Source organism: Oribacterium sp. C9 (genome assembly GCF_002007235.1).
Taxonomy (GTDB): Bacteria; Bacillota; Clostridia; order Lachnospirales; family Lachnospiraceae; genus Oribacterium.
On record NZ_MUHW01000002.1, the window covers coordinates 202,780 to 229,207 of the forward strand.

A 26,428-nucleotide genomic window follows, 5' to 3' on the forward strand; every position below is an offset into this window, starting at 1 on the left:
GCCCCATCACCCAAGAAGGCTCAAACCTTCCTGTTTCCTTTCAGAACTTCTCTATAATCCTCAAGATTTTTTCTCAGAAGCTTCGGTATCTGAAGCTCATACGGACATTTGCTTATACACTTTCCGCAATTTACACACTGTTCGATCTTTTCCATTTCTTTCTGCCAATGCTCGCTGAGCCAGGCCTTACTGGGGGCACGCCTCAGCATAAGAGACATCCTGTTGCAGCTGTTTATCTCTATTCCCACCGTACATGGCATACAGTAACCGCAGCCACGGCAGAATTCACCCATCAGCTCATCTCTCTCAGCCTTAATGAAGTCAAATATCTCATCATCCATAACAGGTGTCTCATCCATATAGGAGAGCCACTCATCGAGTTCCGATTCTCTTTGAATTCCCCAGATGGGCACTGCACCATCAAACTGGGATATGAATGCCATGGCAGCCTTTGAATCAGTGATCAGTCCGCCCGCCAGACCCTTCATACCGATAAAGCCCACGTTATGCTGATTTGCCAGTTCGATAAGCTCGATTTCCTTTTCCGAAGCAAGGTAACTCATGGGATACTGAACAGTGTCATAGAGCTCAGATTCTATAAGCTCCTTTGCAATTCCCAGTTTATGAGCTGTCCCGGAAATAAACCGGATCTTTCCCTGCCTTCTTGCCTCCTCCATGCATTCATACATTCCGCTTCCGTCTCCAGGTCTGTAGCAGGTATTCATCATGTGGAACTGGTAGATGTCCAGATAATCGGTCTTCAGGTTGGTTAATGTTGTTTCGAGATCCTTCCAAAAATCATCCGGTGTAGTCGCCTTCGTTTTAGACGCAATGAATATGTCTTTACGATCTACATATCCCGTCCCGAATGCTTCTCCCAGCTTCACTTCACTGTCGCTGTAAGCCCTTGCGGTATCAAAAAAGCGAATGCCTCCGTCATAAGCCTTTCTCAATATCTTTACAGCTTCTTCCAAAGGTACTCTCTGGATCGGCAAAGCTCCGAATCCATTCTGCGGCACCTCAATTCCGGTACGTCCTAAAACAACATTTTTCATAGCAGAACCTCCATCTGTAACAGTTTTCCATTTAATATCCGACCAAAACTCAACTGGTTTGTGTTTTTTTGATTATACCATGCTGTAAGCCTGTACCTTATAATACGCCCAAAATATTATATGGAAAAACCTGCGTACAGATTAAATCATTCAGAAAAAGTACCATAACCGGCGGTTGCCTCGTCTATAGTCATTACGCCTGTGCCGACTCCATAAACAGCCTGTCTTAACTGTTTGACCGCATCATCCGTCAAGCCGAATTCTTCCGGCGACAAAATGCGGGATTCAGGAACATTTCCGAATGCGGCATACATATTGTCAAAGGACAGATCCCTGGTCGGTGACATAAGTCCCTTACTTTGCGCCATTCTGTTCAACTCACGTGATGTTATCAGGAAGCGCATGAATTCATTGACCATATGAATATTCGGACTATTCTTGTTGACAGAGAACTGCAGGTTAGGTATGTCAAGAAAATAAGCGCCTTCCTCCGACATGGGAACCGGAACAAATGTATATGTAAAGGGCTTTGAAATAAATGCCTCAGAGCGGCTCTCACGCTTTTTTGTTCCGGAAACGGTATCTCCCGAGCAAGTCATCATCGGCACATCACCTTCAAAAAACCTAAGTATCACTGCATCATAATTGTTCTCTATCTCTGAGCAGGCCTCAAGATCCACACAGCCGTCCTTCAGAAACTGTACGATCTTCTCAAGAGAGGGTCTCAAATACTCTCCTGCTGAAGACTCCAGAGCATTGAGCTTTCTGACTGCCTCCGCATCATTCGCTACTGTTCCACAGAAGTATGGATAGATCGTCACTGTGAAAAGTGAAGTTTTCTCTGCTTTTGAGAAACCCATCATAGGATTTTTATATCCCTTTTCACGAAAAGCTTCACATACTTCCACCAATTCCGTATAGGTAGTGGGAACCTTCAGACCTTCCTTTTCAAAAAGATCATTGTTCACAAGCATACCGTAGGTGTTAGAGAAAACAGGAACCATAGGAAGAGTACCGTCATTCGTATTAAGGATAATATTGCTGCGAATGCAGTTCAGGTCAAGTCCCAGTGCAGGATCTGACAGATCCTCGGCATGATCTATAGACGCTTTATACTGTTCCCGGCCATACATCCAGGAATTGTTGACATATATATCCGGAGCATCCTTTCCATTCAGGACTGTGCCGATCATGTTGTTATAATCATCGACCTTCGTAAATTTCAGTTCCACATTCGGATAATACTCATTGAAGCGGTCAAATTCGGCTTCCAGAGCCTCGAAATTGTCATAACCTCCGGCAACGTTTATATTACAGCTCAGAGAAGTATCCAGAGATGGCTTAAAACCCTCCTCAGTCTCCGCTTCCTTCTTTTCTGAACCGCATGCCGACAGAACCATTACCATCAGCACAATTAAAGATATATACATAGACTTCTTCATCTTTACCTCCAAGTGACATGCACGAATCAGGTTAACTTGAATTCGTATTTGTACCGCCAAATAAGTGTGAAAGTTCACTTTTATTCTTTTTCATTCATCTCCTTGATTTTTCGAATCTCTCTGATGACCATTTTCATATCCACCGGCTTTGAGATATGTCCGTTCATACCTGCATTCAGACACTCTGTTATGTTTTCGGAGAATGCATCTGCTGTCATAGCGATGATCGGAATGGTTGAAGCACGGGAATTCTCTAACTTCCGGATCTCTCTGGTCGCATCGAGTCCGTTCATCTCCGGCATCTGCACATCCATGAATATAAGATCATATCTGCCATCCCCGGCTGTGCGCATCCTTTCCACGCAGATACGTCCGTTTTCCGCACGTTCACAGTTGATACCCAACATGTTAAGCATACATGATATGATTTCCCAGTTAACATCGATATCTTCCGCAATAAGGATGTTCATTCCTTTCAGATCCGAATCGTCTTCTTCAGCTTCGACAGATTTTATTTCCGTACCAAGAAACTCTTTAAGCTTATTATCGAATGTGGACCGGAATACCGGCTTAGTGACAAATCCATCCGCCCCTGCCTCTTTTGCATTATCCTCGATATCTGACCAGTCATAGGCAGAAACAATTACTATAGGTTTATCTGCATCAACCTGACTCCTTATCCTGCAGATCATTTCGACCACATCCATATCCGGCATTTTACTGTCAATGATTACAATTCTGTAATCCCTTCCGGACTCATGCCTGCGGACAATCATTTCAAGTGCTTCTGTCCCGCTGTGCGCCTGCTCAGCCACAGCACCCATAGATTCAAGCTCCTCTGCCGCCGTTCTCAGGAAAATCTCATCTTCATCCGCAATGAGTACATCGATCCCGTCAAAACGGCTTTCATCCGGCTGTCTTTCAGCTACAGGTATATCCAACACGACAGTGAAGGTCGTCCCCCTGCCCTGCTCGCTCTTACATTCGATCCTTCCACCCATGAGATCCACCATCTGCTTCGTAATAGCCAGACCTAGACCTGTTCCCTGAATACTACTGACGCGACTGTCTGTCTGCCGTGAGAAAGGCTCATACATGGTTTCCATAAATTCCGGACTCATACCGATGCCAGAATCCGCAACTATATAAGTCAGCCGAGCAGATCCCTGTACAGTGCTATATTCCTCTCGCATATCTACGCTTACACTTCCGCCGGGTTCCGTATACTTTATAGCATTGGAAAGTATGTTGATATAAATCTGATTCAGACGAAGCTGATCCGTATAAAGATTTTCCTTTTCCATATGATGAATGTGAAAACTGAATTTCATCTCCTTTTCTCTGACCATGGGCTGTGAAATGTTCACAAGATTCTCTACTGTTTCCACAATAGAAAAGGTCAGTGGGTTCAATTTCAGTTTGCCACTTTCCACCTTTGAGATATCCAGAATATCATTTATCAGTGTCAGCAGATGATTGCTGGCAAGACTGATCTTACGAAGGTTCTCCTCTGTTGACTTCGCATCTCCGAGATTCTTTCTGGCTATGGTCGTAAGACCTATTATGGCATTCATGGGGGTACGAATATCATGGGACATGGCAGAGAGAAAATCTGTCTTTGCCTTATTTGCAGATTCCGCTTCCATGACCGCTACCTGAAGGCGCCGGTTCAATTGCATCATATAAAACTGGTCAAAGAGGAACAGTATCAGTAAGCCGGTGGAAATAACTCCGGGCAGCAGCCAGTTTTCCATATCTGCCTCCAGATCCTCCGCAGGCACGAAACCAAGAAGTGTCCACCCGGTCGTGGCAACGACGGGAGTAAATGCAAGTATGCATTCCTTTCCATGAGAGTTCAGCATCGAGATAGATCCTGTCGAAGAAGTGATCCTGTCGAACAGTTCCTTCGACGAAGTGGGATCTGTAGAATTATAGGATTTATAAAACTCAAAAAAACTCGAGTTTTTAAAGCTGTAGCCTTTAAGAATGTAATCGCCGTCGGCATCGATCATGGAGAGCTCAGCATTTGCAAACTCTTCCTGCGGAAAGACCCATTTCTGTTCAAGCTCCGAGATCGGAATCACTCTCATAAGGACTGCATCTTTGTATGTTCCGCTCTCCGGGTCTTGCAATGTGACTCTGTTGCAGAAAGCCAGTGACTGCTCACCGTTCATCGGATTCGTATAAGTGCGGGTAATGTTTATCGACTCTCCGATATCAGAAATCCAGCTCGCATCCTCCAGGAGATCAACCCGTTCATAGGAAACAGAATAGTCATCGGTCGTTCCCTGTTTCGGCTGGTTGGAAAGACCTCTAAGCGTATCTAAAAAAATCAGATGTGTTGAACTATCCTCTATAACATGTGAAGCACGAAGATAATCCATCGCCTCTTTTATCGTCATGTTCCCTCTGTTGATGTATTGTGCCCATGCATCGCAGATACGCTGCTCTCCCTCCAGATAATTCTCCGTCACCCGTTCCATGGTAACTGTCGTCTTTTCAAAGTGCTCTATCTGTCTGCGGTAGGAATCTCTGTTTTCAAATCTGGAGTAGAGTACAACAAAGGTCAATATGGCCGCCATTATAATCACATTGACAATGATAACAAAAGATTTTTTCATGCTCTGTCTCCAAAATAAGTTCTTCTACTTCATCCGTCTGTTCTCTACGTCAGGCATGCTGCCTTTCGAATCCTATCCCTTTTCTAAATAATTTCGTCAAATATGCTATTTTCCATAACATCATGTAAATACATCAAAAAACGCTTAACTCACAGTAATACTGTAAGCTAAGCGCACTTCTACGATCTTTATTTTGTTTTATATGACAGCTTATGACATCACATCTTTTGCAGTAACACTACAGTCTCATCTGTTGTTTCGTTGAGCAACCGAATTTCATAATATCATATGCTACCTCAGGCGTTACGCCTATTCTGTATAAACGTCTTTCGTTATTGTTTTTGAATAAGCAAAATCAATGTCGCCGTCTATAAGCACAACATCTCTATACATATTAGGATTAAGAAGCTTTATCACTTCAGTCTGAGAAATATAGAAGCTTATCCCAGGAGCATCACAACACATAAGATCTACCCCAGCATCCTCAACATTTTTATTAGTGATCAGATATAAAATGTTCTCCAAGCAGCTATACTTTCTGTAGTCTCTCATGCCCGGATCATGTCCATAATTCTTATCAGAGTTATCCTTATCATAATCATATGTTGGAACAATCAAGTCGTTGTTCTCAACCCTTAATTCATCAAAGGCATATCCGTCATCATATACTGAAAAAAACACACCCCGGCCAACAATAAAACTTTCAAGATACGGCGTACATTCTTTAATGTGAATGTATTGCTGAATTTGAAGGTCGTTCTTTTTGAGAACATCGGTATTAATCAATTCAAAAAGTTGCCTTCTACTGTGATTGATACATTCAATCAAATCCCTTTTCGAAACCAACTTGTCTTTTTCATTTTCAATTTCCTTTACAAAATCAACCTCTTCAATATACTCACTAACGCTCTGAAAGCCTGTATTCTTTGCTTTATCCTCAAACATTTTTCCGGCCATCATAAGTTTGAGTGGATAAAGACTCTTTATCGCCTCAGTATTATTACGTAAGGTCTCAACTCGCGTTATCTCGATGTGCTTAAACTTCTTCATTACATCTATATCAGACAATAGGATAGTATTAAAATCAGTTTCCGAAACCAGCGCAGGCAGATCCTTAAAATGTTTAACGGCACCAGAGTGTTCCATCTGCAACTGTTCGATACTCTTGCATCCGAATACCATCCTAACATCCTTTGCCAACAAGTACACTTTGTCTCCAATGATTATTCTGGTTTTAAATACATCAATCTTATTCATGAAGTTTTCCTGATTTCTCAGCCAGCTGTTTATCTTCCTTTTGTACCCTCCGCTCCAGTTTTCTTATGTCCTCAGAAGGCGGTAGATTTTCAGGTTTGATTCCTCTCTGTCCAAGCATATCTCTAACCGAAGTATTATTGTCAACGTGTTCTTCCGTAATGGCCGACTCTCCCTGTAAATCCTTTTCTTCAACATTATAGTTTGTCATCTCTGTTGCAAGGTTTTTTGCTGCAATTGTAAGCGTTGGTAAGAAATCGGCAAGCGGTCGTGAATCCTTAACGCCCAGCCTTTCTTTCATTTCTTTGGTAGTAAACCCTCCGAATAAAGCTTGATCACCTTTAGAACGTATTCTTGCGAAACCGGCATCGTCCACTCCTCGCTCATAGATATTCTGAGACAGCCGCTTTTCCGATTCACGAAGCTTACCACGAGCCTCCGTTCTTTCTATGTAGGCAATTCTTTCTTCTATAAGTTCCTGCTTTCTTGTTTGCACCGCAAAATAACTCTGTGCAAATGCAATCTGCTCCTTTCGCGGATCTCCATTTTCAGCAATAAGATAGCATGCATATCGGGTAAGCATATAGTCATCAACTTCTCGATTACCACCCTTACCTATTTTTATCATTTTGCTGACGTCAGCAAAATGATCTGATACGGCTATCCCATTGTTTTCACATGAGATTTTTGCTTTTTCTATAGTTTTCTCAAAGTTCCTCCACTGAACATAATCAAGAAGTTCCATTAACTCACGAGCATACCAAAACTCTACATCATTTTGTTCATGCCTGATATCATCAAATCTTTTCTTATAATCTGCTATGGCTTTCTTTTCCATACGAATCCCCCTATAGTTCAGGCTTTTCTATTACACGGACCTTCATAAGCGGTTCCGTTCCCCCCTGATATGGTTCTGACGCCCTCACATCATAAAGATTCTTGTCAATATTGTCTGAAATATTATATTGAAGATGCCTAAGAACGTGCCAGATATCAATAAGATTCTGACATGTGTCACTTTTATAAGAATCACGGAACATAGTATTCAAGGCCGCGCGTAGTTTTTCTGTCAGTTCATCCCTTGCCTTAATCCATTCGTGAAATTTCCTGTCATTATCAGGATCTTCCTTGTCATAGAAGAAGCGATCTTCCGCTATGATATCAACAACCAGATCCGGTTGATTCATTAGAATTCGCCCATATACTTCTGCTGATAAAATCAACAAATTAAGCTGTTCTTCTGTCATCTCCACTTCCAATTTCATAATCCAACACCTTCCTTGACATTCAATGTCTTGATTTATATAATATTACCAATGGTAATATTATAACGTTACCATTGGTAATTGTCAAGGAGAGCTACCTATGAATGAATTAACCTACACTCTTATTCCTGAACGCCTTAAATCCGCGAGGGAACATCTTAACCTTTCCAAAGCAGAAGCCGCAAGACGAATTGGATTAACTGCCGCATCCTACGTCAGATATGAAGCGGGTGATCGTAGTCCTTCTCCGCAGGTCTTAATGTCCATAGCAGAAAAATTGGAGACGTCCGTTGCCTACTTATCAGGAGAAACTAATGATATTTCTTCTGATATTGTTAGCATTCATAAGGATAGCGATCCTCTCTTATTTGAACTTATAAAAAATACGCAAAACGCAGATGAAGCAACTATACAGCGATTAATTACCTATTACCAGCAACTGACAAAAAATGATTAGTTATTCTTATCGTTTTTCTTATCTTCCTCTGCGTCCTTAATCTTATAATAATCTTCCATATCCAACTTAAGCGGAATATAATCCTTTGCATTTCGCAGTCGCTCGAGCAGACAACAGGTCTCCACATGTACCGTCTGTGGGAAATTATCTACCGGTCGTACATGTTTAATCTCATATCCGCTGGATCTCAGATACTTTACGTCTCTTGCCAGTGTTGCCGAATCGCAGCTCACATACACAAGCTTTTCCGGCGCCATCTGTACTATAGTTGCAAGTGCTTTCTCATCGCAGCCCTTCCTCGGTGGATCTACACACACCACATCTATACGCTCCTTCGGATGCTTCTCATACCATTCCGGAAGAACCTCCTCAGCTGCTCCGACATAAAACTCGGCATTCTCTATGCCGTTTATCTCTGCATTCTGCCTTGCATCCCTGATAGCTTCAGGGATGATCTCAACACCATATACATGCTTCGCCTTACGAGACATGAACAGAGAAATAGTGCCGATTCCGCAGTAAAGATCCCAGACATTTTCCGTACCCTTCAGCTCCGCAAATTCAAGAGCAGCACCATACATCTTCTCCGTCTGAACCGGATTTACCTGATAGAAGCTGAGAGGTGAGATTCGGAACTTAACATCCCCTATGAAATCCTCGATGAAACCGGGACCGTAAAGATCAACTATCTTCGTTCCCATGATAACATTGGTCCTCTCCATGTTCACACTAAAGCTGAGAGAATCAACTTTCACATCGCATAAATCAGAGCATTCATTTCCTCCGCACAGTGAGCCCACCAGCTCTTCTCCATGTGGAAGCTCGGTTCCGTTTATAACGAGACACACCATCCTCTGTCCTGTGGTAAAGCCCTTTCTGATGAGCACATGCCTTACCAGTCCCTTGCCGGTCTTCTCATCATACGGGTCAATGTTAAAGGCCTCCATCCATGTGATGATACGGTCAAGTATCACCTTGTTGTCAGTAACTCCCAGAAGACAATCCTCACACTCTATGACATCATGTGTACGTCCCGCATAAAATCCCGCTATGATCTTCCCCTCTTTATCTCTTGAAATCGGGAATTGGGCTTTGTTTCTGTAACGGAAAGGCTCAGCCATACCGACTATAGGTTCAAACACCTCATGAAGCAATCCATCTTCCACCTCGCCGATACGACGAAGATTGTTGTATACCTTTTCCTGTTTAAATTTAAGCTGAGCCTCGTAACTCATCTGCTGAAGCTGACAGCCTCCGCAGCGTCTCGCTATGACGCACTCCGGCTCCTGACGATCATCACTTTTTTCCAAAACCTTTACAAGTCTCGCAAAGCCGTAATTCTTCTTGACTTTTGTAGCTGCTGCCAGAACTGTATCACCGATAACAGTATCCTTTATGAACCATACAAACCCTTCTCCGGTCTTGCCGATTCCCAGACCTTCGCTGGAAAAATCCTCTATTTTTACTGTAAACTGCTCATTTTTAGTCATTTTTACCTCTGCTTAAATTATCAATTATATTCGTTTCTGCCATAGGGCAAGAAATGAGGGTCACTGTTATGACCCTCATAAAAATAAATCTTATATTACATCTTCAAATACCTTACCGGCTACATTAAGAGTGATACTGTGGACGGTATTCAACTCGCCGATACTGTGAACCAGGACAGCCTGTCCCGTTCCGATCTTCATTGCCTTGACCAGAGCAAGGTCTGCACAAGAAGTGTAATCCCATATCTTGTTCAGCTTCTCGGGTTTATGGATACATATTCCCTGCGAAAGCGTAATCTCGGGAAGTCCCTGGATCCTGATCGCCTTAAGAACATCATCGTTGATATTTCTTAGTCTGTCAATGACCACATCATCCGAAAAATCCTCAAAGAGGAGAACAAACTCTGCACCGTCATAGCGAGCCACAAACAGGTGATCCGAAACATATCTCTTCAAAACATTGGAAACCTCAACCAGACAACGATCTCCTATAGTATAGCCGTACATATCATTGATACGCTTAACATTATCGATCGTAAGCATAGCTATGCCGAAATTGAGATCCTTTGCCGAACATCTCTCGAAAAACTGATCAGCATTATCATTGAAGGATCTGCGATTCGGCAGTCCGGTCAGATCATCCTCAATTGCACGCTTTTCAAGTGCAACCCTAACATCATAATCCAAGATGTTCATTGTTTCAACTTCGATCAGGAGACTCATGGCACTATTCTGTGCTTGAATGACAGCATTGGTATACTCACGGAACCTTACAAGCTCCTTCACCTTCATCTCTTTATTCTTTGTTGCTCCATAGAAATCGATCTTGATATTGCTGAGTTCCTGCTTAAATCCATAAATATCAGTAAAGTTCAGAAAATTCTCCATCTTTGCAACAAGGTTGTTGAAGAAATCCACATAGTCATCATTGGTAGCGAGGAGATTCAAAACAAAGAAAAATTCAAGTATGAACTGCCCCTGGAACTCTCTTAAGGAATAAAATGATCTGAGCTTCTCTATATATCTTCCATCCCATTTATGCTCGCCTGTAAACTCATTCCAGATAAGATGTGAAACTGATACATACGGCTCAAGACTCAGATTTTTATTCTCCTGAACGTAGTTATCGATCTGAGTGATGATGTCACCGGCATTGGTGGTATCTCCCAGAAGGGCATAGCAGCGTACCAGCGCACTCAGATGACGCATAAAGTACATCGGATAAAATCCCTCTCGATTGATAAGATATAGGAATCTCTCAACGGCAAGCTGGTACTTGAGTCCCTCCTGATAATTACCTATGGTGTAGCAAATGTCCGAAAGATCCTCATAAGCCTTGATCAGAATATGCCCGAACTCTTTGTGCTCCGCTACGTTTGCTTCAGCGATACGAATCACCGTAGACAGGGTCTGCATGGCATTGGTCTTGTTTCCCTGTCTCATAAAGGTACTGGAGAGCAATGTCAAAGCCCGGCACATCTCCAGATTGGAACCTGATTCATCCGCCTCATTAATTGACTTTCTGAGATACCTCACACACTCACCGCAATTTTTCAGGTTATAATAATATCTCGCGATATAGTAATTGCAGATACTCGACAAAGCCTTGTCTCTTCTGCGTCTCGCTACATTTAAAAGCTCATTGCTGACACGTATGGTTATTTCAAACGAATCTGTCTTGTATTCTTCCAAGCTCTCAAGTTTATTGATTATATCCTGGCTGTAATTTGATGTGTCCATAAAAAACCCCGCTAAATATAAAAACCCCATTTCTGAGGGACGTACTCATTCTAGTGGGTACATCGACAGAAACGGGATAAGTTATTATAAAAATTTAAGATTTTTATGTTTCGATCAATAATTTACAAGAGCCTCATAAGCCCGGAAACATGCCGTCATCGGGACTCATCACTTGTCTTACGAAGGTTTGAATCGATCAGGCGATTAAAACCGATCCAGCCATTGCCCTCAGCCGCTTTTCCATTCTTATCCGCCGCATCCAGAGCCTCTCTCATGGTCTGAAGCTTTGCGTCAACATTGTCCGCAAAGGAAAGCGCCATAGCCTCCATAAGAGCCGGCTTCTTAGGTGAACCGTACTCCAGCTCTCCGTGATGTGAAAGTATGCAGTGTCCGAGCTCAGCAGCCAGTGTATCAGGGAATCCTGCAATCTTTCCGGCCACTTCCATAACCTTCTGATATCCGATGATTATATGTCCGATGAGCTGTCCTTCATCGCTGTAATCATTTCTCGGGAAGGCTGTAAGCTCTCTTACCTTTCCTATGTCATGACAAAGCGCCGCAGTTATGAGCAGATCCCTGTGAAGATCAGGATAATGCTTAGCAAAATAGTCACATACTGCTGCAACTGACAATGTATGCTCCGCAAGTCCTCCTACATAGCCATGATGTACTGACTTTGCAGCGCTGTGCTGCATAAATTCCTTATGAAATGCTTCATCTTCAACAAAGATAGAATTGAGAAGCTTGTTGAGATAAGGATTCTTCACAGACTTGATCATCTGATCAAGCTCAGCCTCCATCTCCTCTTTTGAACGTGATGAAACCGGAAGATAATTCTTCGGCTCATATGAACCTTCAGCCGCCACACGAAGTCTCTGTATGCTCAGCTGATTGGTTCCGTTATAAACTGTAACATTACCCTCAACATGAACGTAATCAAGAACATCGAAGTCACTTATTCCGGGAGAATTCGGCTCCCAGACCTTTGCATCCACCTGACCTGTACGGTCCTGCAGAGTAACATTGAGATATTCCTTTCCGTTCTTTGTAAGCGCCGCATTCTTCGTCTTTACAAGATATACATCCGAAACCCTGAGGCCATCATAAAATGATTCTATGAATCTCATGCCGGCTCCGGCTGCCTCACTATTTCTCTCTTTAAAAAACTCGTTAATTTCCATTAAATAATCTTTCTAATCCAAAGTAAAAATTCAATCGTATCAACCTGCGCTGCCAGATCTTTGGATACCTCGGCAAGTTCACGCCGCCCATACTACCATGTTTTTTATCGTCCTGCAACGGTAACGCTGAAATGAACGCTGACATAATCCGCTCCGTTCTGTCTCATTATCGTCACATCAGCTTCATCACCGGCATGCAACGCTTTAAGCACCTCACGATAATCGATCATCTTGCGGATTTCCCTGTCATTAATGCCCACAAGGATATCTCCGTTCTGTATACCTGCATCATAAGCCGGTGAATCCTGTATGCTCTCCCGTATATAAAGACCTTCCGGAAGCCTTGCTTCAGTCATCTCCTGAGTCATTTCCTGAGCCTTGAGTCCAAGATATGCAAACTCTGTTCCGTTGGAGATGGTCTCTATCACATCAAGATAATCCGAGATTCCCACGATATGCTCATATCCGTACTTATCTCCCTTATCCTGAGACTTCACCCATCCCACCAGCTCACCTTCAGTGTTTATAATGAAGCTTCCGTATGAGGGATCAATGTCTATGTCTGCTATCATATCCTTGATATTGCAGTCTGCACTTATGGTGTTATAGGAAACAGACGCAATCGAACCTACAGAAGATGAGTTGTATACTCCCGCAGGCGCCCCTACAGCGATTATCATATCTCCTCTATACACTTCAGCGGAATCTCCCATGGTAATGGTCCTTATGGCCTGCGCATCTCTGTATGTCAGACTTGCTATAGGCACAGATACTACAGCTATTCCATCGATCTCATCCACCGATTTCACATTGGCGTTGTAGCTCCTGTCTCCGTAAAACACAGCTTCTATACTGCCTGAATCACTGGCTACTGTATCGGAAGTCAGTATCAGTATCTCACCTGAAGTTCTGGCAATGACTACACCTGCCGAGCTCTTTCCCGACTTCACAAGCTGACCGAAGAGATCATTGGCAGTCTCCCTGCTCCTTACCTCCACCAGAGAATGGTCGGCACTTGTGGCGACCTTCTGAAGTGCACTGTTCATACGCTCATAATCAGCCACGCTGTAATGATATTTCCGGATCTCATCTCGCACCACATTTTCTACGGAAACGGTCTCCTTAGGCGTCTCTTCCGTCTCAGGTTCCGGTTTTGAAGTCTCCGGTTCTGTCACTTCCTCAGTCTCTGACTCCGCAGTCTCAGGCTCCGTTTCAAATTTCACAGTCTCCGGCTCATCATTATAAAAATGCCCGGCGAACTTCGGCTCCAGCGCAGCGAAGACACCGGCACTCAGTGCGCCGAACAAAACAGCAGATACTGTGACTCTCGCATAATGCCTGACTTTCTTTTTCCACTTATCCTGCCGACCTACTATATTTTCTTTAATAAAGTCATTATCGTCCATAAGAAATATTATATACAACTCACCATGGACAAGCAAGAAAGTGGCAAAAACTTGATGCATTTGCTATACTGAGATGCATGAATGATAAAGCTTTAATTACATTGGAATTTAACAAAATAAAGGAACGTTTAGAGGGCTATGCCAACTCTCCGAAGGGCAAGCAGCTCATCCGCGAGCTTCTGCCCTCCACTGACATAGAGGAGATCGAAACCGGTCTTCTGGAAACAGATGCTGCCATGACAAGGATAGGTCTTTACGGCAACATCTCTTTTTCCGGTGTCAGGGATGTGAACAACAGTTTGAAGAGACTGGACATAGCAGCATCTCTTTCCATCTCAGAGCTTCTGCAGATAAGCGGTGTGCTTACTGCCGCAGGCCGTGCCAAGGCATACGCAAGAGACAGCGAGAAATCGCAGGAACCTAAAAAGCCGGTTCCGAGAGCAGTAAGACTTCAGGCTCATTACACAAAGAACAAGCCTGATCCTGAGAAGCTTAAAGAGTTAACCGAAGATGACAGTCTTTCAGGATATTTTCGTGACATTGAACCTCTTACACAGATAAACAAAGAGATCACGAGATGTATTATTTCCGAGGATACTGTAGCAGACGATGCCAGTGCGGGTCTTTTTGCGGTACGTAAAAAGAAGCACGTTTTCGAGGAACGTATACATACATCACTTAACAGCATTCTGAACAGCTCGAGAGCTCTTCTTCAGGACGCAGTCATAACCATGCGAGACGGAAGATACTGTCTACCTGTAAAGGCAGAATACAAGTCCAGCTTCCCGGGTATGGTTCACGATCAGAGCTCAACAGGTTCCACCCTTTTCATAGAGCCTATGAGCATCGTAAAGCTGAACAACGATATCAGGGAGCTGGAAGCTGAGGAAAAGAAAGAGATCGAAAAGGTTCTGGAAACTCTTTCCGGTTCTCTCATGCCGCACACTGAGACTATCCATAACGATATAGAGATTCTTGCTCATCTCGATTTTGTTTTTGCAAAGGCCAAGTTCGCAGAATCCATGCATGCCACCATGCCTGTCCTCAATGATAAGTACTACATTTCCATCATCGAAGGAAGACATCCTTTGATAGATCCGAAGAAGGTGGTACCTACCACTGTTTATCTCGGAAAGGATTTTGACATGCTTGTCATCACCGGTCCGAACACAGGTGGTAAGACAGTCTGCTTAAAGACCATCGGACTTTTCCAGCTTATGGGGCAGTCAGGTCTTTTCATCCCGGCAAAGGAAGGCTCCGAGCTTTCAGTATTCGAGGAGATCTTCGCGGACATCGGAGATGAACAGTCAATCGAGCAGAGTCTTTCAACCTTCTCTGCCCACATGACAAATACTGTAAAGATCCTTGAAAAGGCAGACAGTCATAGCCTGTGTCTCTTCGATGAGCTGGGTGCAGGAACAGACCCTACAGAGGGTGCGGCTCTCGCCATGGCTATACTGAATTTCCTTCACAACATGAAAACAAGGACAGTAGCTACTACCCACTATGCGGAGATAAAGGTATATGCCCTTTCTACTCCCGGCGTTGAAAATGCAAGCTGCGAGTTCGATGTTACAACATTGAGCCCGACCTACAGACTCCTCATCGGTGTTCCGGGTAAGTCCAATGCTTTCGCCATATCTCAGAAGCTGGGGCTTCCATCTTACATCATCGATGATGCAAAGAGCCGCCTCGAGCAGGAGGATGTCAAGTTCGAGGACGTAATCGCAAGTCTCGAAGAAAGCCGCGTCACTATAGAACGTGAAAAGCAGGAGATAGAGCGTTACAAGGCAGAGATAGAGGAGTATAAACGCAGAGCCCGCGAGAATTCCAAGGGTGTCGAGAAAGGCCGTGACAAGATACTCCAAAAGGCCCGTGAGGAAGCCGCACAGATACTCGCTGATGCCAAGGAAACCGCAGACGGAATCGTCAAGGAACTCCGAAAGCAGGAACAAAACGGTGCAGCCACTCTCGATGCGGAAAAAACCAGATCCACCCTTAATAAAAAGCTCAGAGAAACTCAGGCAAGTCTTTCCAGTGCCCAGAAGGTCAAGGGTCCTTCCAAGCCGGTATCCGCAAAGAGCCTTCACCTCGGAGATACCGTTCATGTTGCTTCCATGAATCTGAATGCTACGGTATCCACTCTTCCTGATCACAAGGGCGAGCTTTATGTTACAGCCGGCATTATCCGCACAAAGGTTTCCGTCAGAGACATTGAACTGGTGGATACAGGCAAGGTTTCAGGTCCGAGCATCGAAGCCGGCGGAAAACACAAAAAGGGAAGCACCTCAGGCGGAGGCATCCGCATGCAGAAGACCATGGGAATTTCTCCGGAGATCAATCTCATCGGCATGACGACCTTTGAAGCCATTCCCGAACTCCAGAAATATCTGGATGACGCTTATCTCGCACATCTGCCTCAGGCCCGTGTAGTTCACGGCAGAGGCACCGGCGCCCTCAGAAAGGCTGTTCATCAACAGCTGAAGAAGCTGAAATATGTTGAATCCTTCAGACTTGGTGAATTCGGCGAAGGACAGGACGGCGTCACCATCGTATTTTTTAAGAATAAATAGGTAAAACCGGGAGAAAGATATGGCTGAAAAGCAAAAAATATTAATTGTTGATGATGACACTTCTATATCTGAACTTATCTCTCTATATCTCGAAAAAGAGATGTTTGATACCATGTGTGCAGAAGACGGCGAAGAAGCTCTGAAGCTCTTCCCTGAATACAAACCGAATCTTGTCATCCTTGATCTCATGCTTCCTGGAATAGACGGCTACGAGGTCTGCAGAAGACTTCGTGCCATCAGCCCTATACCTGTTATCATGCTCTCTGCAAAGGGTGAGACCTTTGACAAGGTTCTTGGTCTGGAGCTGGGGGCTGACGACTACATGATCAAACCCTTTGAATCAAAGGAGCTTGTAGCACGGGTAAAGGCTGTACTCAGACGATATACTCATGAACAGTCCTTTGAAGCAGCTCAGGAAACAGCCAGAGCCCATTCACAGAACGAAGGGGAAGAAACGCTCAGAAGCGGCAGCTTCATAGAGTATACAGACCTCATCATAAACAAAACGAACTACTCCGTATTTTATAAGGGTCATGCCGTGGAAATGCCCCCAAAGGAGCTTGAGCTTCTGTTCTTCCTTGCATCATCTCCCAATCAGGTATTCACCAGAGAACAGCTTCTGGACCATATATGGGGTTATGAGTTCGCAGGAGACAGCAGAACCGTTGACGTACATATAAAGCGTCTTCGTGAAAAGATTTCCGGAAATACAGAGTGGGAGATCTCCACAGTCTGGGGAATAGGATATAAATTCAGAGTCGGATGATCGATAAAAAGGGCGAGCGGAATTTACCGCTCGCCCTTTTTCAGCCTTCACCATTTTGCTCCGGATAATACGCCGGAGGCAAAGTGAATATAAATTCTGTTCCAACCCCTTCTGTCGAGATGCAGTCAATGTTCTCGCCGTGAGCATTGATGATGGACTTGACTATACTAAGCCCGAGTCCTGTACCGTGCTTATCCTTGCCTCTGGACTGGTCAGCCTTATAAAATCTGTCCCAGATCTTACCGAGGTCAGCCTTAGGTATACCTATTCCGGTATCTTTTACAGAGATAAACACTCTGTTTCCCCTTATACCCGTCCTGATGGCTATGGAGGATTTGGGATTACTGAATTTCAAAGCATTGTCTATTAGATTGTAAAGAACCTGCTGTATCTTCGAATAATCCGCATATACCATTTCCTTCTTTTCCGCAAAGGTAAGCTCAAACACTATTCCCTTTTTCTGACAGGTCATCTCAAAGCTGGCACAGACATCCCTTATGACTCTGTTAATGTCAAAATTCACTCTGCTTAAAAAGCCCTTTTTGTCCAGAGTTCCCAGATTCAGCATGGACTTTGTAAGCTTGGTCAGTCTTTCCGTCTCGGAGATAAGCCTCCTGAGATACTTTTCCTCCAGCTCCTTAGGAACAGTGCCATCCAGTATAGCCTCAAGATATCCTTTTATGGAAGTCAGGGGCGATCTGAAATCGTGACTGACATTGGCTATGAACTGTCTCTGATAGTCATCCGCCTTTGAGATCTCATCAGACATGAAATTAAGCGTCTCTGCGAGATATCCCATTTCATCTCTTGATTTCGTCTCTATCTTATAGGCATAATCTCCTGCCGCATACTTTGTGGCACCTATGGTTATCTTATTCAGCGGTCTGTATACGATGACATAAAAGACCACAAGGATACCCATGGAAAGGATGAATATGATGAGAGCCGTCACATATACTATATTGAGTATCTCATATTGCGAAGAAAGAATATTCTGCACCGAATTGTGAATGATCACATATCCGCTTGTGGTATATTCCCTCGTCACAGGAGCCATGACTGTCAGAACCTCTGAAGGGAACATATCATGGTAATTTCCCACTTCGAATCTTCCGCCGGTACGTGTCGTATCGAAATTTTCTATCTGTTGGCCCTTATACCCCTTTTGATTCGAGTCACTGAGTATCTTTCCGTTTCTGTCCACTATCCATATATCTACATGAAGGAAGGTGGAGACCGCGTTCATCTGCTCATTGACCACATCCTCACTGAGGCTCGTATCCTTGGTCTCGGAATAGGTGGTAGCTATCAGAGTAGCCTCACTATACAGACTGTTGGCCTGCTCGTGAAGTAGATACCCGTAGGTAAGTCTCGAAGAAAACAAGGCTACCACCGTAAATCCAAGCACACCGAAAATAATGTACGCGACTATAAATTTGATAAATAATGATTTTTTCAATGTTTATCTGTCCACTAAATCTTTATCCGGTCACTCGTTAGAAAGTACCATTCTTGCACTTCCATATATACCTGCATCATTTCCAAGGGTCGCAAGAGTGATATCAGCCTTCTCTTTCAAAAGCGGTGTAAGTTCATCATAATGCTTCTTTATTCCATCTATGAGATACTCTCCTGCCTTTGAAACTCCTCCGCCTATAACATAAAGCTCAGGATCTGCCACCATTGATACCTGAGAAAGTACCAATGCCAGATATCTGAGGCTGGTTCCGAGACTCTTCTCAGCAAGGGCATCTCCTGCCTTCGCGCAGTCACAAACATCCTTGGCTGTCAAATCATCCCCGAAATCCCTCATAGAAGAAGCTTCCTCTGAAGCAGCAAGAACTCGCTTTGCCTCACGAACTATACCTGTAGCACTGGCTACCTGCTCGAGACAGCCATGACCGCCACAGTTACACTGCTCCTTCTCATTCTCTCTTACATGGATGTGTCCTATCTCTGCTCCCGCACCGTGAACGCCTGCAACTATATGTCCGTTCATGATGAGTCCGCCTCCCACACCTGTTCCGAGGGTGACCATAAGGATGTTGTCGTGACCCTTTCCGCCTCCCTGCCACATTTCACCAAGTGCTGCAACATTGGCATCATTTCCTGCTGCACATCTGATATTTCCGCCCATAAGCTCCTGCATCTCCTTTGCAGGCCAGTGATCATGCCATCCGAGGTTAACACATACATGCACATAACCGTTTGGTTCAACAGGTCCCGGAACACCGATTCCTATTCCTTCCACATCATTAAGCTCGATCTTCTTTTCCGCAAGATGTGCCTTAAGTGAATCAGCCACGTCAGGTAAGATATATCTTCCCTCTTCTTCCTTTCTTGTAGGAACCTCCCACTTGTCCATAAGAACACCCGTGATAGTAAAGATACCGCACTTTACAGTGGTTCCTCCAACGTCAATGCCCACAACATACTGATTCATAACTGCCCCTCCATTTTTAGTAATTAATGATGTTAATATCAAAAATCCACGCCGGTCCGCTATGCGCTCTTGACTTGTCCGGAACGTCATATACCGCGGATTCCGACATGGATTTAAGTCTTCCTGCCATGCTTATTATTTCAATTTGATAGACTCTATATATCCTGAGCTTCCTATCAGCACATCCATTCCCAGAGGGCCTGCCGCCTTGGATATGGCTCCGACCTTGGATATGGACTTATCTATGCTTCCATCAAATTTGATGTTTCCTCCAATATCGTAAACCCTGAGGTTCTTGTCATTATAGAGAAACACCACGCCCTCATCTATGTCAAATCCCGACGCATTGAAGGAAACCGGAACTGTAAAGACCTTCTGTCCGTTCACACGGTAGATGGTCAGATTGTAAGCCTCAGACACATCGGCGTCAGAATTCAGTGTCAATGTACCGACATACTCGCCGGAATATGAGATAGCCTTAATATTATCCTCTATCTTCACATTGGCGATAAGCTCAGGACTAGTCAGCACCTTTGTACTGAAGAATGCTATACCACCGTCATAAAATGCCTGGGCATGAGTATTATCCGAAAAATGCACCCTTCCGGCAAGGTGTCCGGCAAAATCATCCGTAAAGCCTCCTACAACTCGATTGCTTCCTGCATTCTGTCCTATCTCATCAAGATTGTAAAAGATGACCTTGTTTCCTATAGAACCGTTGTCAATGTAGGCAAAGGAAGTAATGAGCTCTGTTCCATCGGGAGAAACCGACATATCGACAGGATAGCCGTCTCCATCGAGAATAGACTTTATGGAGATATCAAGAGCAGCTCCTTCTCTGGTAAATACAGTGATGTAGCTCGCTGAACTGTCCTCCAGAAGTGCATATACAACTCCGGTCTCGGATACAGACAGCTTGTTTATAGGAAGATTTGTTTCCGCCTGTCCCGTGGTGCCTGAAGTGTTCATGATAAAGATGGATGTCTTTCCCTGATCTCCGATGGCACAATAATCACCATTTACGGTAGCATAAGGATTGTTCATCTCGAAAGACTGATTCCATATGGTCTTTCCTGCAGAGTTAATGTAGGTAGCTCCGTCTCGTGTGACCTTCAGGAAACCATCCGCATAATTCTGATAATCTTCATAATCCGACTCTACAGCTCCCTCTTCAGCAGTCAGATCCACTGACCAGTTCACACTGAACCCCTGATAGCGCCTGTGAAGAAGATAATATCCCCCTGCCATAAGCAGCATCACCATGACAACCAGAATCAGAAGAAACACTATACGCCTGGTTCTTCTGATCTTTCGCCCTTCATACTCTCTTACGTTATCCTGCTGCTTGAGACGGTCTGTATCAACTATCCTCTTTCTCAGCTCATTTTTTCTATTTTCTCTGTATGTATCAGCCATTAAAAACTATAATTCCATTCTGCCTAAATAAATCTTTAGAAAGTTCCTGAAAAGACCTTTCTCAATATAAGCTGGCAGGATAAACTCCCTTATCGACCAGCTCAAGCAGAGACTTCTGGACCGCTTCCTTATCCTCTGCATATGTTACTCCGAACCACTTGTCATGATCCTTGAGAACCTTAACTGTCGCTTTTCCTGCAAGCATAAGCTGACTCACCTCCCTCGGAAGAAGATACTCTGACTTCATCTCCTCACCATAGGAATCAAGCCATGCCGGGAAATTCTCAATGAGAGTATCGAGGAACTTTTCAGGGAACCCGAACATATTCATTGAAACGATGGCATCTCCATCTACTCTCACTTCTCTTCCACGGCAATCAGCACCTACCAGACTTCCGTCAGGATGTTTCGATATATCATAGGTTTCATTTATTTCCTTGAGATAATCATCCTCTCCCATCTTGCAGACACCGCGGTTAACTGTACCATTGTCAGAAAGAGTATTACCAACGATATAACCGGCCATGCACATATCAAAAACCGGTGAAGCCTCATCCATTTCATTCACGAGATAATCATGAATGAGCTTGAATCCTTCCTTTCCATAGAAGTCATCGGCATTAATAACAGCGAACGGACAATCTATAAGATCCCTTACCTGAATAAGCGCATGTGCGGTTCCCCACGGCTTTGTTCTTCCATCAGGAACACTGTAGCCCTCCGGAAGCTTATCAAGCTCCTGAAAAGCATACTCACACTTTGCGATCTTCTCGATACGATCACCTATTACCTCTCGAAAATCCTTCTCGATCTCCTTACGGATAATGAATACGATCTCATCAAATCCTGCATCCAATGCATCATGGATAGAATAGTCCATGATGATCTCTCCGCTTGGGCCAAGCTTGGCAAGCTGCTTGATTCCTCCTCCGAAGCGTGAACCAAGACCTGCTGCCATAATTACGAGTGCTGTCTTTTTCATTGCTAATACTCCTCACCAATATGTTTTTTTATCAATATCCAAGCCATGCTCCATCAGTCCCTACGTGAAGTCCGTCGGGAGTTGTAGTATTTGTAAGCATAGCTCCATATGTACCATCATGCTGTTGATTGAAATAGTACCATTTGTCATTTATCTTCCACCATCCGGAAAGCACTGCTCCATATGTGGAACCCTGAGTTGTGTTCAAAAGATACCATCTTCCGTTCACTCTCTGCAGTCCTGTCAGCATAGCTCCGTTTGAACCCAGCAGATACCAGTTTACTCCATCAGGACATATCCATCCAGTAAGAAATTGACCATTCTGGAGATAATACCACTCATTCATGTACTGCATCCATGCTCCCTCTGATGATCCTGTGGTTCCCGGCGTATTCTTAATGTTAAATCCGGGACCAAAGATCTTTTCGGCACTGTTCTTCACAGTAGTCGTAGAGGTTGATGTGGTCAGTGAATTGGACCTCGCCAAAGGAACATTGAAGGTATATCCGTTAGAGCTCTTATCGTCATCTATAGCCCCGTCACTCGTCACATACTGCGAGTTGGCTACAAATCTTCCTCCCTCTCCGCTCGCCTGCGCCTGTACGGAGATATACTTCAAGCTTCTCGAGCCACTGTTGTAGCTGGAAACATTGATCTTGTGTTTTGAATTGGATACGGTCGTGTGGGTCTCATGATCTTCGCCATTGTTGTCTTCCCAATAGATATATACCGAATACTTATCAGCATATTCCACCTTGTTCCAGCTTATTTCATTGCCGCTCTCACTGAAACCTGTAGGATTCTTTAAAACATAAAACGGAAAGGTAGTCGCCTTTACACGTATACGGTTTTCAGTTCTTGACTGTATGCTCACAGAGCTGGCCGCATTGACCTCTACGGAGCAATTATTCGAAAAAGTATAACCATTTACCGGTTGTATATCCATGGTATATGTATACGATGTTTTCGGTGTTTTTCTGTCCCCCGAAATACTGAAATCATACACAAAATACGTGGCATCATAGGTACCGGGTTCTTCGCCCGCTGCCAGGTCTCCTGCTCCCATACTGGTCTCACTGTCCGGCGAAAGGTCGAGCCTCACTGTGCTGATCTCGGCCGCAAAGGAGGTTAGTGCAAATGTCGTCATGATCGCCGCTGTGGCAAAAATAACTTTACGTAACTTCAAATTTAGTCCACCCCTTTCATGCAAAATGATATGAATGATTTTCTATGGAAATCTTTTCGCCTGATACATTATATTAATATCCCTTAAAAGCTCCTTTTATTGTATCATATTTTATTATTTCTTCAATTTATAAAGGGCGTGCCTTTCCTTAAAAATAAAGAAAGACACGCCCTTAAATTCATATTACATACTTATAAGTCCGAACACGCTGGCAACTGATGAGAACAGAATGATCACAACGAAGAACGGGCAGAGATACTTGATCATGAAATCAAATACCGGCTTACGGCGGAAACGCTTGCCTTCAAGCATTACCTCCTCTGCGATCTTGTCAATGTTTACAACACGCACGATGAGAAGACATGTACACATAGCAGCAACCGGCATCATTACTGAGTTGGTAAGGAAATCAAAGAAATCCAGGAACTGCATTCCGATGATGGTAACTGTATCAAGAGGACCATAGCCAAGTGCAGAAAGTGTTCCAAGAACGATCATGATAACACCTGTGAACACTGTAGATCTTCTTCTGCTCCAATGGAGCTCATCCTCAAATGTGGAAACTGCAGACTCACTGAGCGCGATAGCTGAAGTAAGCGCTGCAAAAAGCACAAGTACAAAGAAAAGGATACCCATAGGTGCTCCGAGACCCATACTTGCAAAGATCTTCGGCATAGTGATGAACATAAGTGAAGGTCCTGCCTGAAGATTCTCTGCAGCCGCATCACCTGAGAAAGCAAATACCGCAGGAATGATCATAAGTCCTGCCATGATAGCGATGGCTGTATCAAATATCTCTACCTGCTCTGTAGCCTCTTCTATAGAAACCTCCTTCTTCATATAGGAACCGAAGGTAACAAGGATACCCATTGCTATAGACAGAGAATAGAACATCTGACCCATTGCTGAAACCACTGTCATCCATGAGAAATTCTTCGGATTCGGGATGAGGAAATACTTTATTCCGGCTACAGCTCCCGGTCTTGTCATGGAGTAGCCTGCGATGATTATAGCCAGAATGACAAGTATAGGCATCATGAACTTGGATACTCTCTCGATACCGTTCTGCACGCCAAGATAAATGATGGTAAGAACAGCAAGAGAAAAGATAAGGAAACATACCTCAACCTGGAAGCCATCGGTGATGAAGCTTGTAAAATATCCGTCAGTAGCGAGATTCTCGACACCACCGCCTACAAAATACTCTGCAAGATATCTGACTACCCATCCGCCGATAACACTGTAGTAAGGAACGATGAGGATAGGAATTATAGCATTGATCCAACCGCTCAGGCTGAACTGCCAGCCATGGCCGAAGTGGTTGAATGCTCCTACAGGAGACTTCTTTGTCATTCTTCCGAGAGCTGTCTCTGCGATTATCATAGTGTATCCGAATGTCACGGCCAAAAGGATATAGATGATAAGGAATATTCCTCCGCCGTACTTTGCGGCAAGATAAGGGAATCTCCAGATATTACCCAGACCAACTGATGCTCCGGCAGCTGAAAGTACATAGCCAAGCTTACCGGAAAATTTGCTTCTTTTCTTTTTGTTCATTTTGAACCTCCAAAAATATCCTGCCGGGACGAAAAAATCCCGGGAGCTTTTATACTCCCGGGACGCAAAATCATATCACGCGGTACCACCCGACTTCAGGACTATGTCCTGCACTCATGGATCTAACAATCCTTATCCCTGTAACGTAGGATCTACGTCAGCCTTTACTGAGATAACCATCGACAAAAGATACGTTACCGTTCAAAGCTGCAGCTCGGGAGTGATAAGCCATTCACCATCCTCGCGATGATCACACCATCCATCGCTCTCTGAAGAGAACATCTGTAAACGCTCTTCTCCTTCAACGCTTTTACGCTTTAAATTATTCAATTACTTAATATAGTCATTATAAAAAATGTTTCAAATGGCAATTTTTTATGATTATTTAACGGTATAATAACCTGTGGTAATAATATTAATAATTATAAAATATTCTATCTTATAGCTCGACATAGTGATATACTAACAATGTAAGCGATTACATTGCGCTTTATAAACACCGGATTCCCATCAATCCGGTCATATTTTTTCAGTCATTTTGATAGTAAGACAAATGAACTGATATCACTATTCGGAGGTATTTTATGTCACAGGATATGGCAAAAGAACATCCTGATTGCGCATACTGCGCAAAGGGCGAACTTGTAAAAAAATTCGGATACGAGATCTGTGAGCTTCCAGCATCCACAGTCTATCTTTTCAAAGAGCAGAGTCATCCGGGAAGATGTATAGTTGCATCAAAGCATCATGTTTCGGAGATGCTTGAACTCTCTCCGGAAGAAAGAAATGCTTTCATAGCCGATGTTACAACTGTAGCTGAAGCCATCCATAAGGTATGTGATCCTGACAAGCTCAACTACGGAATGTACGGAGATACAGGTCATCATCTCCATATGCATCTCGTACCCAAGTACAGAGATCAGTTTGAATGGGGCGGAACCTTTGCCATGGATCCAGACAAGACAAAGATCACAGACGAGACAGAGCTTGAGAAGATCGCAGCTCCGATCAGAACAGCCATCCTCGGAAAATAACATCTATATGTCTGCATAAAGAACCCGTAAGTTTTATAAGCAACAGCAAGCTCCGGCTTTTGTTCATCCATACGTCACGAAACGTAAAGTTGAACCTAAGCCGGAGCTTCTTGTTAAGGTCATATCTCATTTTTGATATACTTTGCGAGCTTCTTCAGAGCCTTCTGATTTCGCCTGAAGTAGCTGTACCTACCCACATACTTCACTTCCAGAAAACCTGCTTTGACAAGCAGATCCAGATCGTGTGATGTAGTAGACTGCGCCTTTCCCGCTTTTTTCTGAATGTCAGTGACTGAGACCCCTCCCATAAAGTCAATGTCATTTAAACTATCTTCTTTTCGCCCCGGAAAGTACTTTTCCGGATCCGCCAGCCATTTCAGAATATCGATTCGGGTCTGATTTGCGATAGCCTTAAGCATCATCAGTTTGTTGTCTTTGTTGTCCTTATTGTCTTTTTTCTCACCCATATATCTAATTATAAATAACTAATAAAAAAAGTCAAAAATAAATAATTTTTTTGCACAATTCCCCAAAGTTATCAACACGCTTTTCTGCGTTTT

General features: G+C 43.8%; 21 protein-coding genes and 1 other annotated feature. Of the genes, 4 read left to right on the forward strand and 17 right to left on the reverse strand.

Annotation, left to right across the window (positions count from 1 at the left end; translation table 11 throughout):
- Window positions 1-20: 20 nt before the first annotated feature.
- From BXO88_RS02235 to BXO88_RS02260, 6 genes are all read right to left on the reverse strand, one after another.
- Window positions 21-1,055, reverse strand: coding sequence for an aldo/keto reductase (locus BXO88_RS02235; protein WP_078036147.1), 1,035 nt, complete (start codon window positions 1,053-1,055; stop codon window positions 21-23).
- A 146-nt stretch (window positions 1,056-1,201) separates the two neighbouring features.
- Window positions 1,202-2,497 carry an ABC transporter substrate-binding protein gene (locus tag BXO88_RS02240; protein WP_078036148.1) on the reverse strand — a complete coding sequence of 432 codons (1,296 nt, stop codon included), beginning with the start codon at window positions 2,495-2,497 and terminating at the stop codon, window positions 1,202-1,204.
- A gap of 80 nt (window positions 2,498-2,577) precedes the next feature.
- A complete protein-coding gene (locus BXO88_RS02245; protein WP_078036149.1) occupies window positions 2,578-5,118 on the reverse strand; it encodes a response regulator in 2,541 nt (846 codons plus the stop codon).
- A gap of 309 nt (window positions 5,119-5,427) precedes the next feature.
- Window positions 5,428-6,375, reverse strand: a complete 948-nt coding sequence (locus tag BXO88_RS02250; RefSeq protein WP_078036150.1) for a hypothetical protein — start codon at window positions 6,373-6,375, stop codon at window positions 5,428-5,430.
- Complete coding sequence (gene dinD / locus BXO88_RS02255; RefSeq protein WP_078036151.1) at window positions 6,368-7,210, reverse strand: DNA damage-inducible protein D; 843 nt, start codon at window positions 7,208-7,210, stop codon at window positions 6,368-6,370. Before dinD ends, BXO88_RS02250 begins: the two co-directional genes overlap by 8 nt.
- A gap of 10 nt (window positions 7,211-7,220) precedes the next feature.
- Window positions 7,221-7,637, reverse strand: a complete 417-nt coding sequence (locus BXO88_RS02260) for a hypothetical protein (protein WP_078036152.1) — start codon at window positions 7,635-7,637, stop codon at window positions 7,221-7,223.
- A 100-nt stretch (window positions 7,638-7,737) separates the two neighbouring features.
- On the opposite strand from BXO88_RS02260, the gene BXO88_RS02265 reads away from it, so the two are divergent.
- The gene (locus BXO88_RS02265) at window positions 7,738-8,094 is read left to right on the forward strand and encodes a helix-turn-helix domain-containing protein (protein ID WP_078036153.1); all 357 of its coding nucleotides are present in this window, start codon (window positions 7,738-7,740) and stop codon (window positions 8,092-8,094) included.
- Here the strand turns inward: BXO88_RS02265 and rlmD are convergent.
- The 4 genes from rlmD to BXO88_RS02285 all read right to left on the reverse strand — a co-directional run bounded on the left by rlmD (window position 8,091) and on the right by BXO88_RS02285 (window position 13,911).
- Complete coding sequence (rlmD, locus tag BXO88_RS02270; RefSeq protein WP_078036154.1) at window positions 8,091-9,584, reverse strand: 23S rRNA (uracil(1939)-C(5))-methyltransferase RlmD; 1,494 nt, start codon at window positions 9,582-9,584, stop codon at window positions 8,091-8,093. The genes BXO88_RS02265 and rlmD overlap by 4 nt on opposite strands.
- A 90-nt stretch (window positions 9,585-9,674) precedes the next feature.
- Complete coding sequence (locus tag BXO88_RS02275) at window positions 9,675-11,324, reverse strand: GGDEF domain-containing protein (RefSeq protein WP_168171589.1); 1,650 nt, start codon at window positions 11,322-11,324, stop codon at window positions 9,675-9,677.
- Between the two features lie 155 nt (window positions 11,325-11,479).
- Complete coding sequence (locus tag BXO88_RS02280; RefSeq protein WP_078036228.1) at window positions 11,480-12,451, reverse strand: 3'-5' exoribonuclease YhaM family protein; 972 nt, start codon at window positions 12,449-12,451, stop codon at window positions 11,480-11,482.
- Between the two features lie 158 nt (window positions 12,452-12,609).
- Window positions 12,610-13,911, reverse strand: a complete 1,302-nt coding sequence (locus BXO88_RS02285; RefSeq protein ID WP_168171590.1) for a S1C family serine protease — start codon at window positions 13,909-13,911, stop codon at window positions 12,610-12,612.
- Window positions 13,912-13,988: 77 nt separating this feature from the next.
- Between BXO88_RS02285 and BXO88_RS02290 the strand changes: the two genes are divergently transcribed.
- The gene (locus tag BXO88_RS02290) at window positions 13,989-16,484 is read left to right on the forward strand and encodes an endonuclease MutS2 (protein WP_078036157.1); all 2,496 of its coding nucleotides are present in this window, start codon (window positions 13,989-13,991) and stop codon (window positions 16,482-16,484) included.
- Between the two features lie 19 nt (window positions 16,485-16,503).
- On the forward strand, window positions 16,504-17,250 hold the full coding sequence (locus BXO88_RS02295) for a response regulator transcription factor (RefSeq protein WP_078036158.1): 747 nt from the start codon (window positions 16,504-16,506) through the stop codon (window positions 17,248-17,250).
- Between the two features lie 40 nt (window positions 17,251-17,290).
- Here BXO88_RS02295 and BXO88_RS02300 read toward each other — a convergent pair whose 3' ends face one another.
- The 6 genes from BXO88_RS02300 to BXO88_RS02325 form a co-directional block, all read right to left on the reverse strand.
- Window positions 17,291-18,709, reverse strand: coding sequence for a HAMP domain-containing sensor histidine kinase (locus tag BXO88_RS02300; protein WP_078036159.1), 1,419 nt, complete (start codon window positions 18,707-18,709; stop codon window positions 17,291-17,293).
- A 30-nt stretch (window positions 18,710-18,739) separates the two neighbouring features.
- The gene (locus tag BXO88_RS02305; protein WP_078036160.1) at window positions 18,740-19,693 is read right to left on the reverse strand and encodes an ROK family glucokinase; all 954 of its coding nucleotides are present in this window, start codon (window positions 19,691-19,693) and stop codon (window positions 18,740-18,742) included.
- A 135-nt stretch (window positions 19,694-19,828) separates the two neighbouring features.
- Window positions 19,829-21,109, reverse strand: coding sequence for a DUF5711 family protein (locus tag BXO88_RS02310; RefSeq protein WP_078036161.1), 1,281 nt, complete (start codon window positions 21,107-21,109; stop codon window positions 19,829-19,831).
- A gap of 61 nt (window positions 21,110-21,170) precedes the next feature.
- Entirely contained in the window at window positions 21,171-22,091 is a 921-nt protein-coding gene (locus BXO88_RS02315; RefSeq protein ID WP_078036162.1) for a nucleotidyltransferase family protein, read from the reverse strand.
- 31 nt (window positions 22,092-22,122) lie between these two features.
- The gene (locus BXO88_RS02320; protein ID WP_078036163.1) at window positions 22,123-23,277 is read right to left on the reverse strand and encodes a hypothetical protein; all 1,155 of its coding nucleotides are present in this window, start codon (window positions 23,275-23,277) and stop codon (window positions 22,123-22,125) included.
- Between the two features lie 183 nt (window positions 23,278-23,460).
- Window positions 23,461-24,834 (reverse strand): sodium-dependent transporter, encoded by a 1,374-nt coding sequence (locus tag BXO88_RS02325; protein WP_078036164.1) that lies wholly within the window; start codon window positions 24,832-24,834, stop codon window positions 23,461-23,463.
- 55 nt (window positions 24,835-24,889) lie between these two features.
- Window positions 24,890-25,148, reverse strand: a binding site (T-box leader).
- 270 nt (window positions 25,149-25,418) lie between these two features.
- On the opposite strand from BXO88_RS02325, the gene BXO88_RS02330 reads away from it, so the two are divergent.
- Window positions 25,419-25,868: an HIT family protein gene (locus BXO88_RS02330; protein ID WP_242945129.1), complete on the forward strand. Its 450-nt coding sequence runs from the start codon at window positions 25,419-25,421 to the stop codon at window positions 25,866-25,868.
- Between the two features lie 119 nt (window positions 25,869-25,987).
- Here BXO88_RS02330 and BXO88_RS02335 read toward each other — a convergent pair whose 3' ends face one another.
- Window positions 25,988-26,335, reverse strand: a complete 348-nt coding sequence (locus BXO88_RS02335; protein ID WP_078036165.1) for an ArsR/SmtB family transcription factor — start codon at window positions 26,333-26,335, stop codon at window positions 25,988-25,990.
- Between the last annotated feature and the right edge of the window lie 93 nt (window positions 26,336-26,428).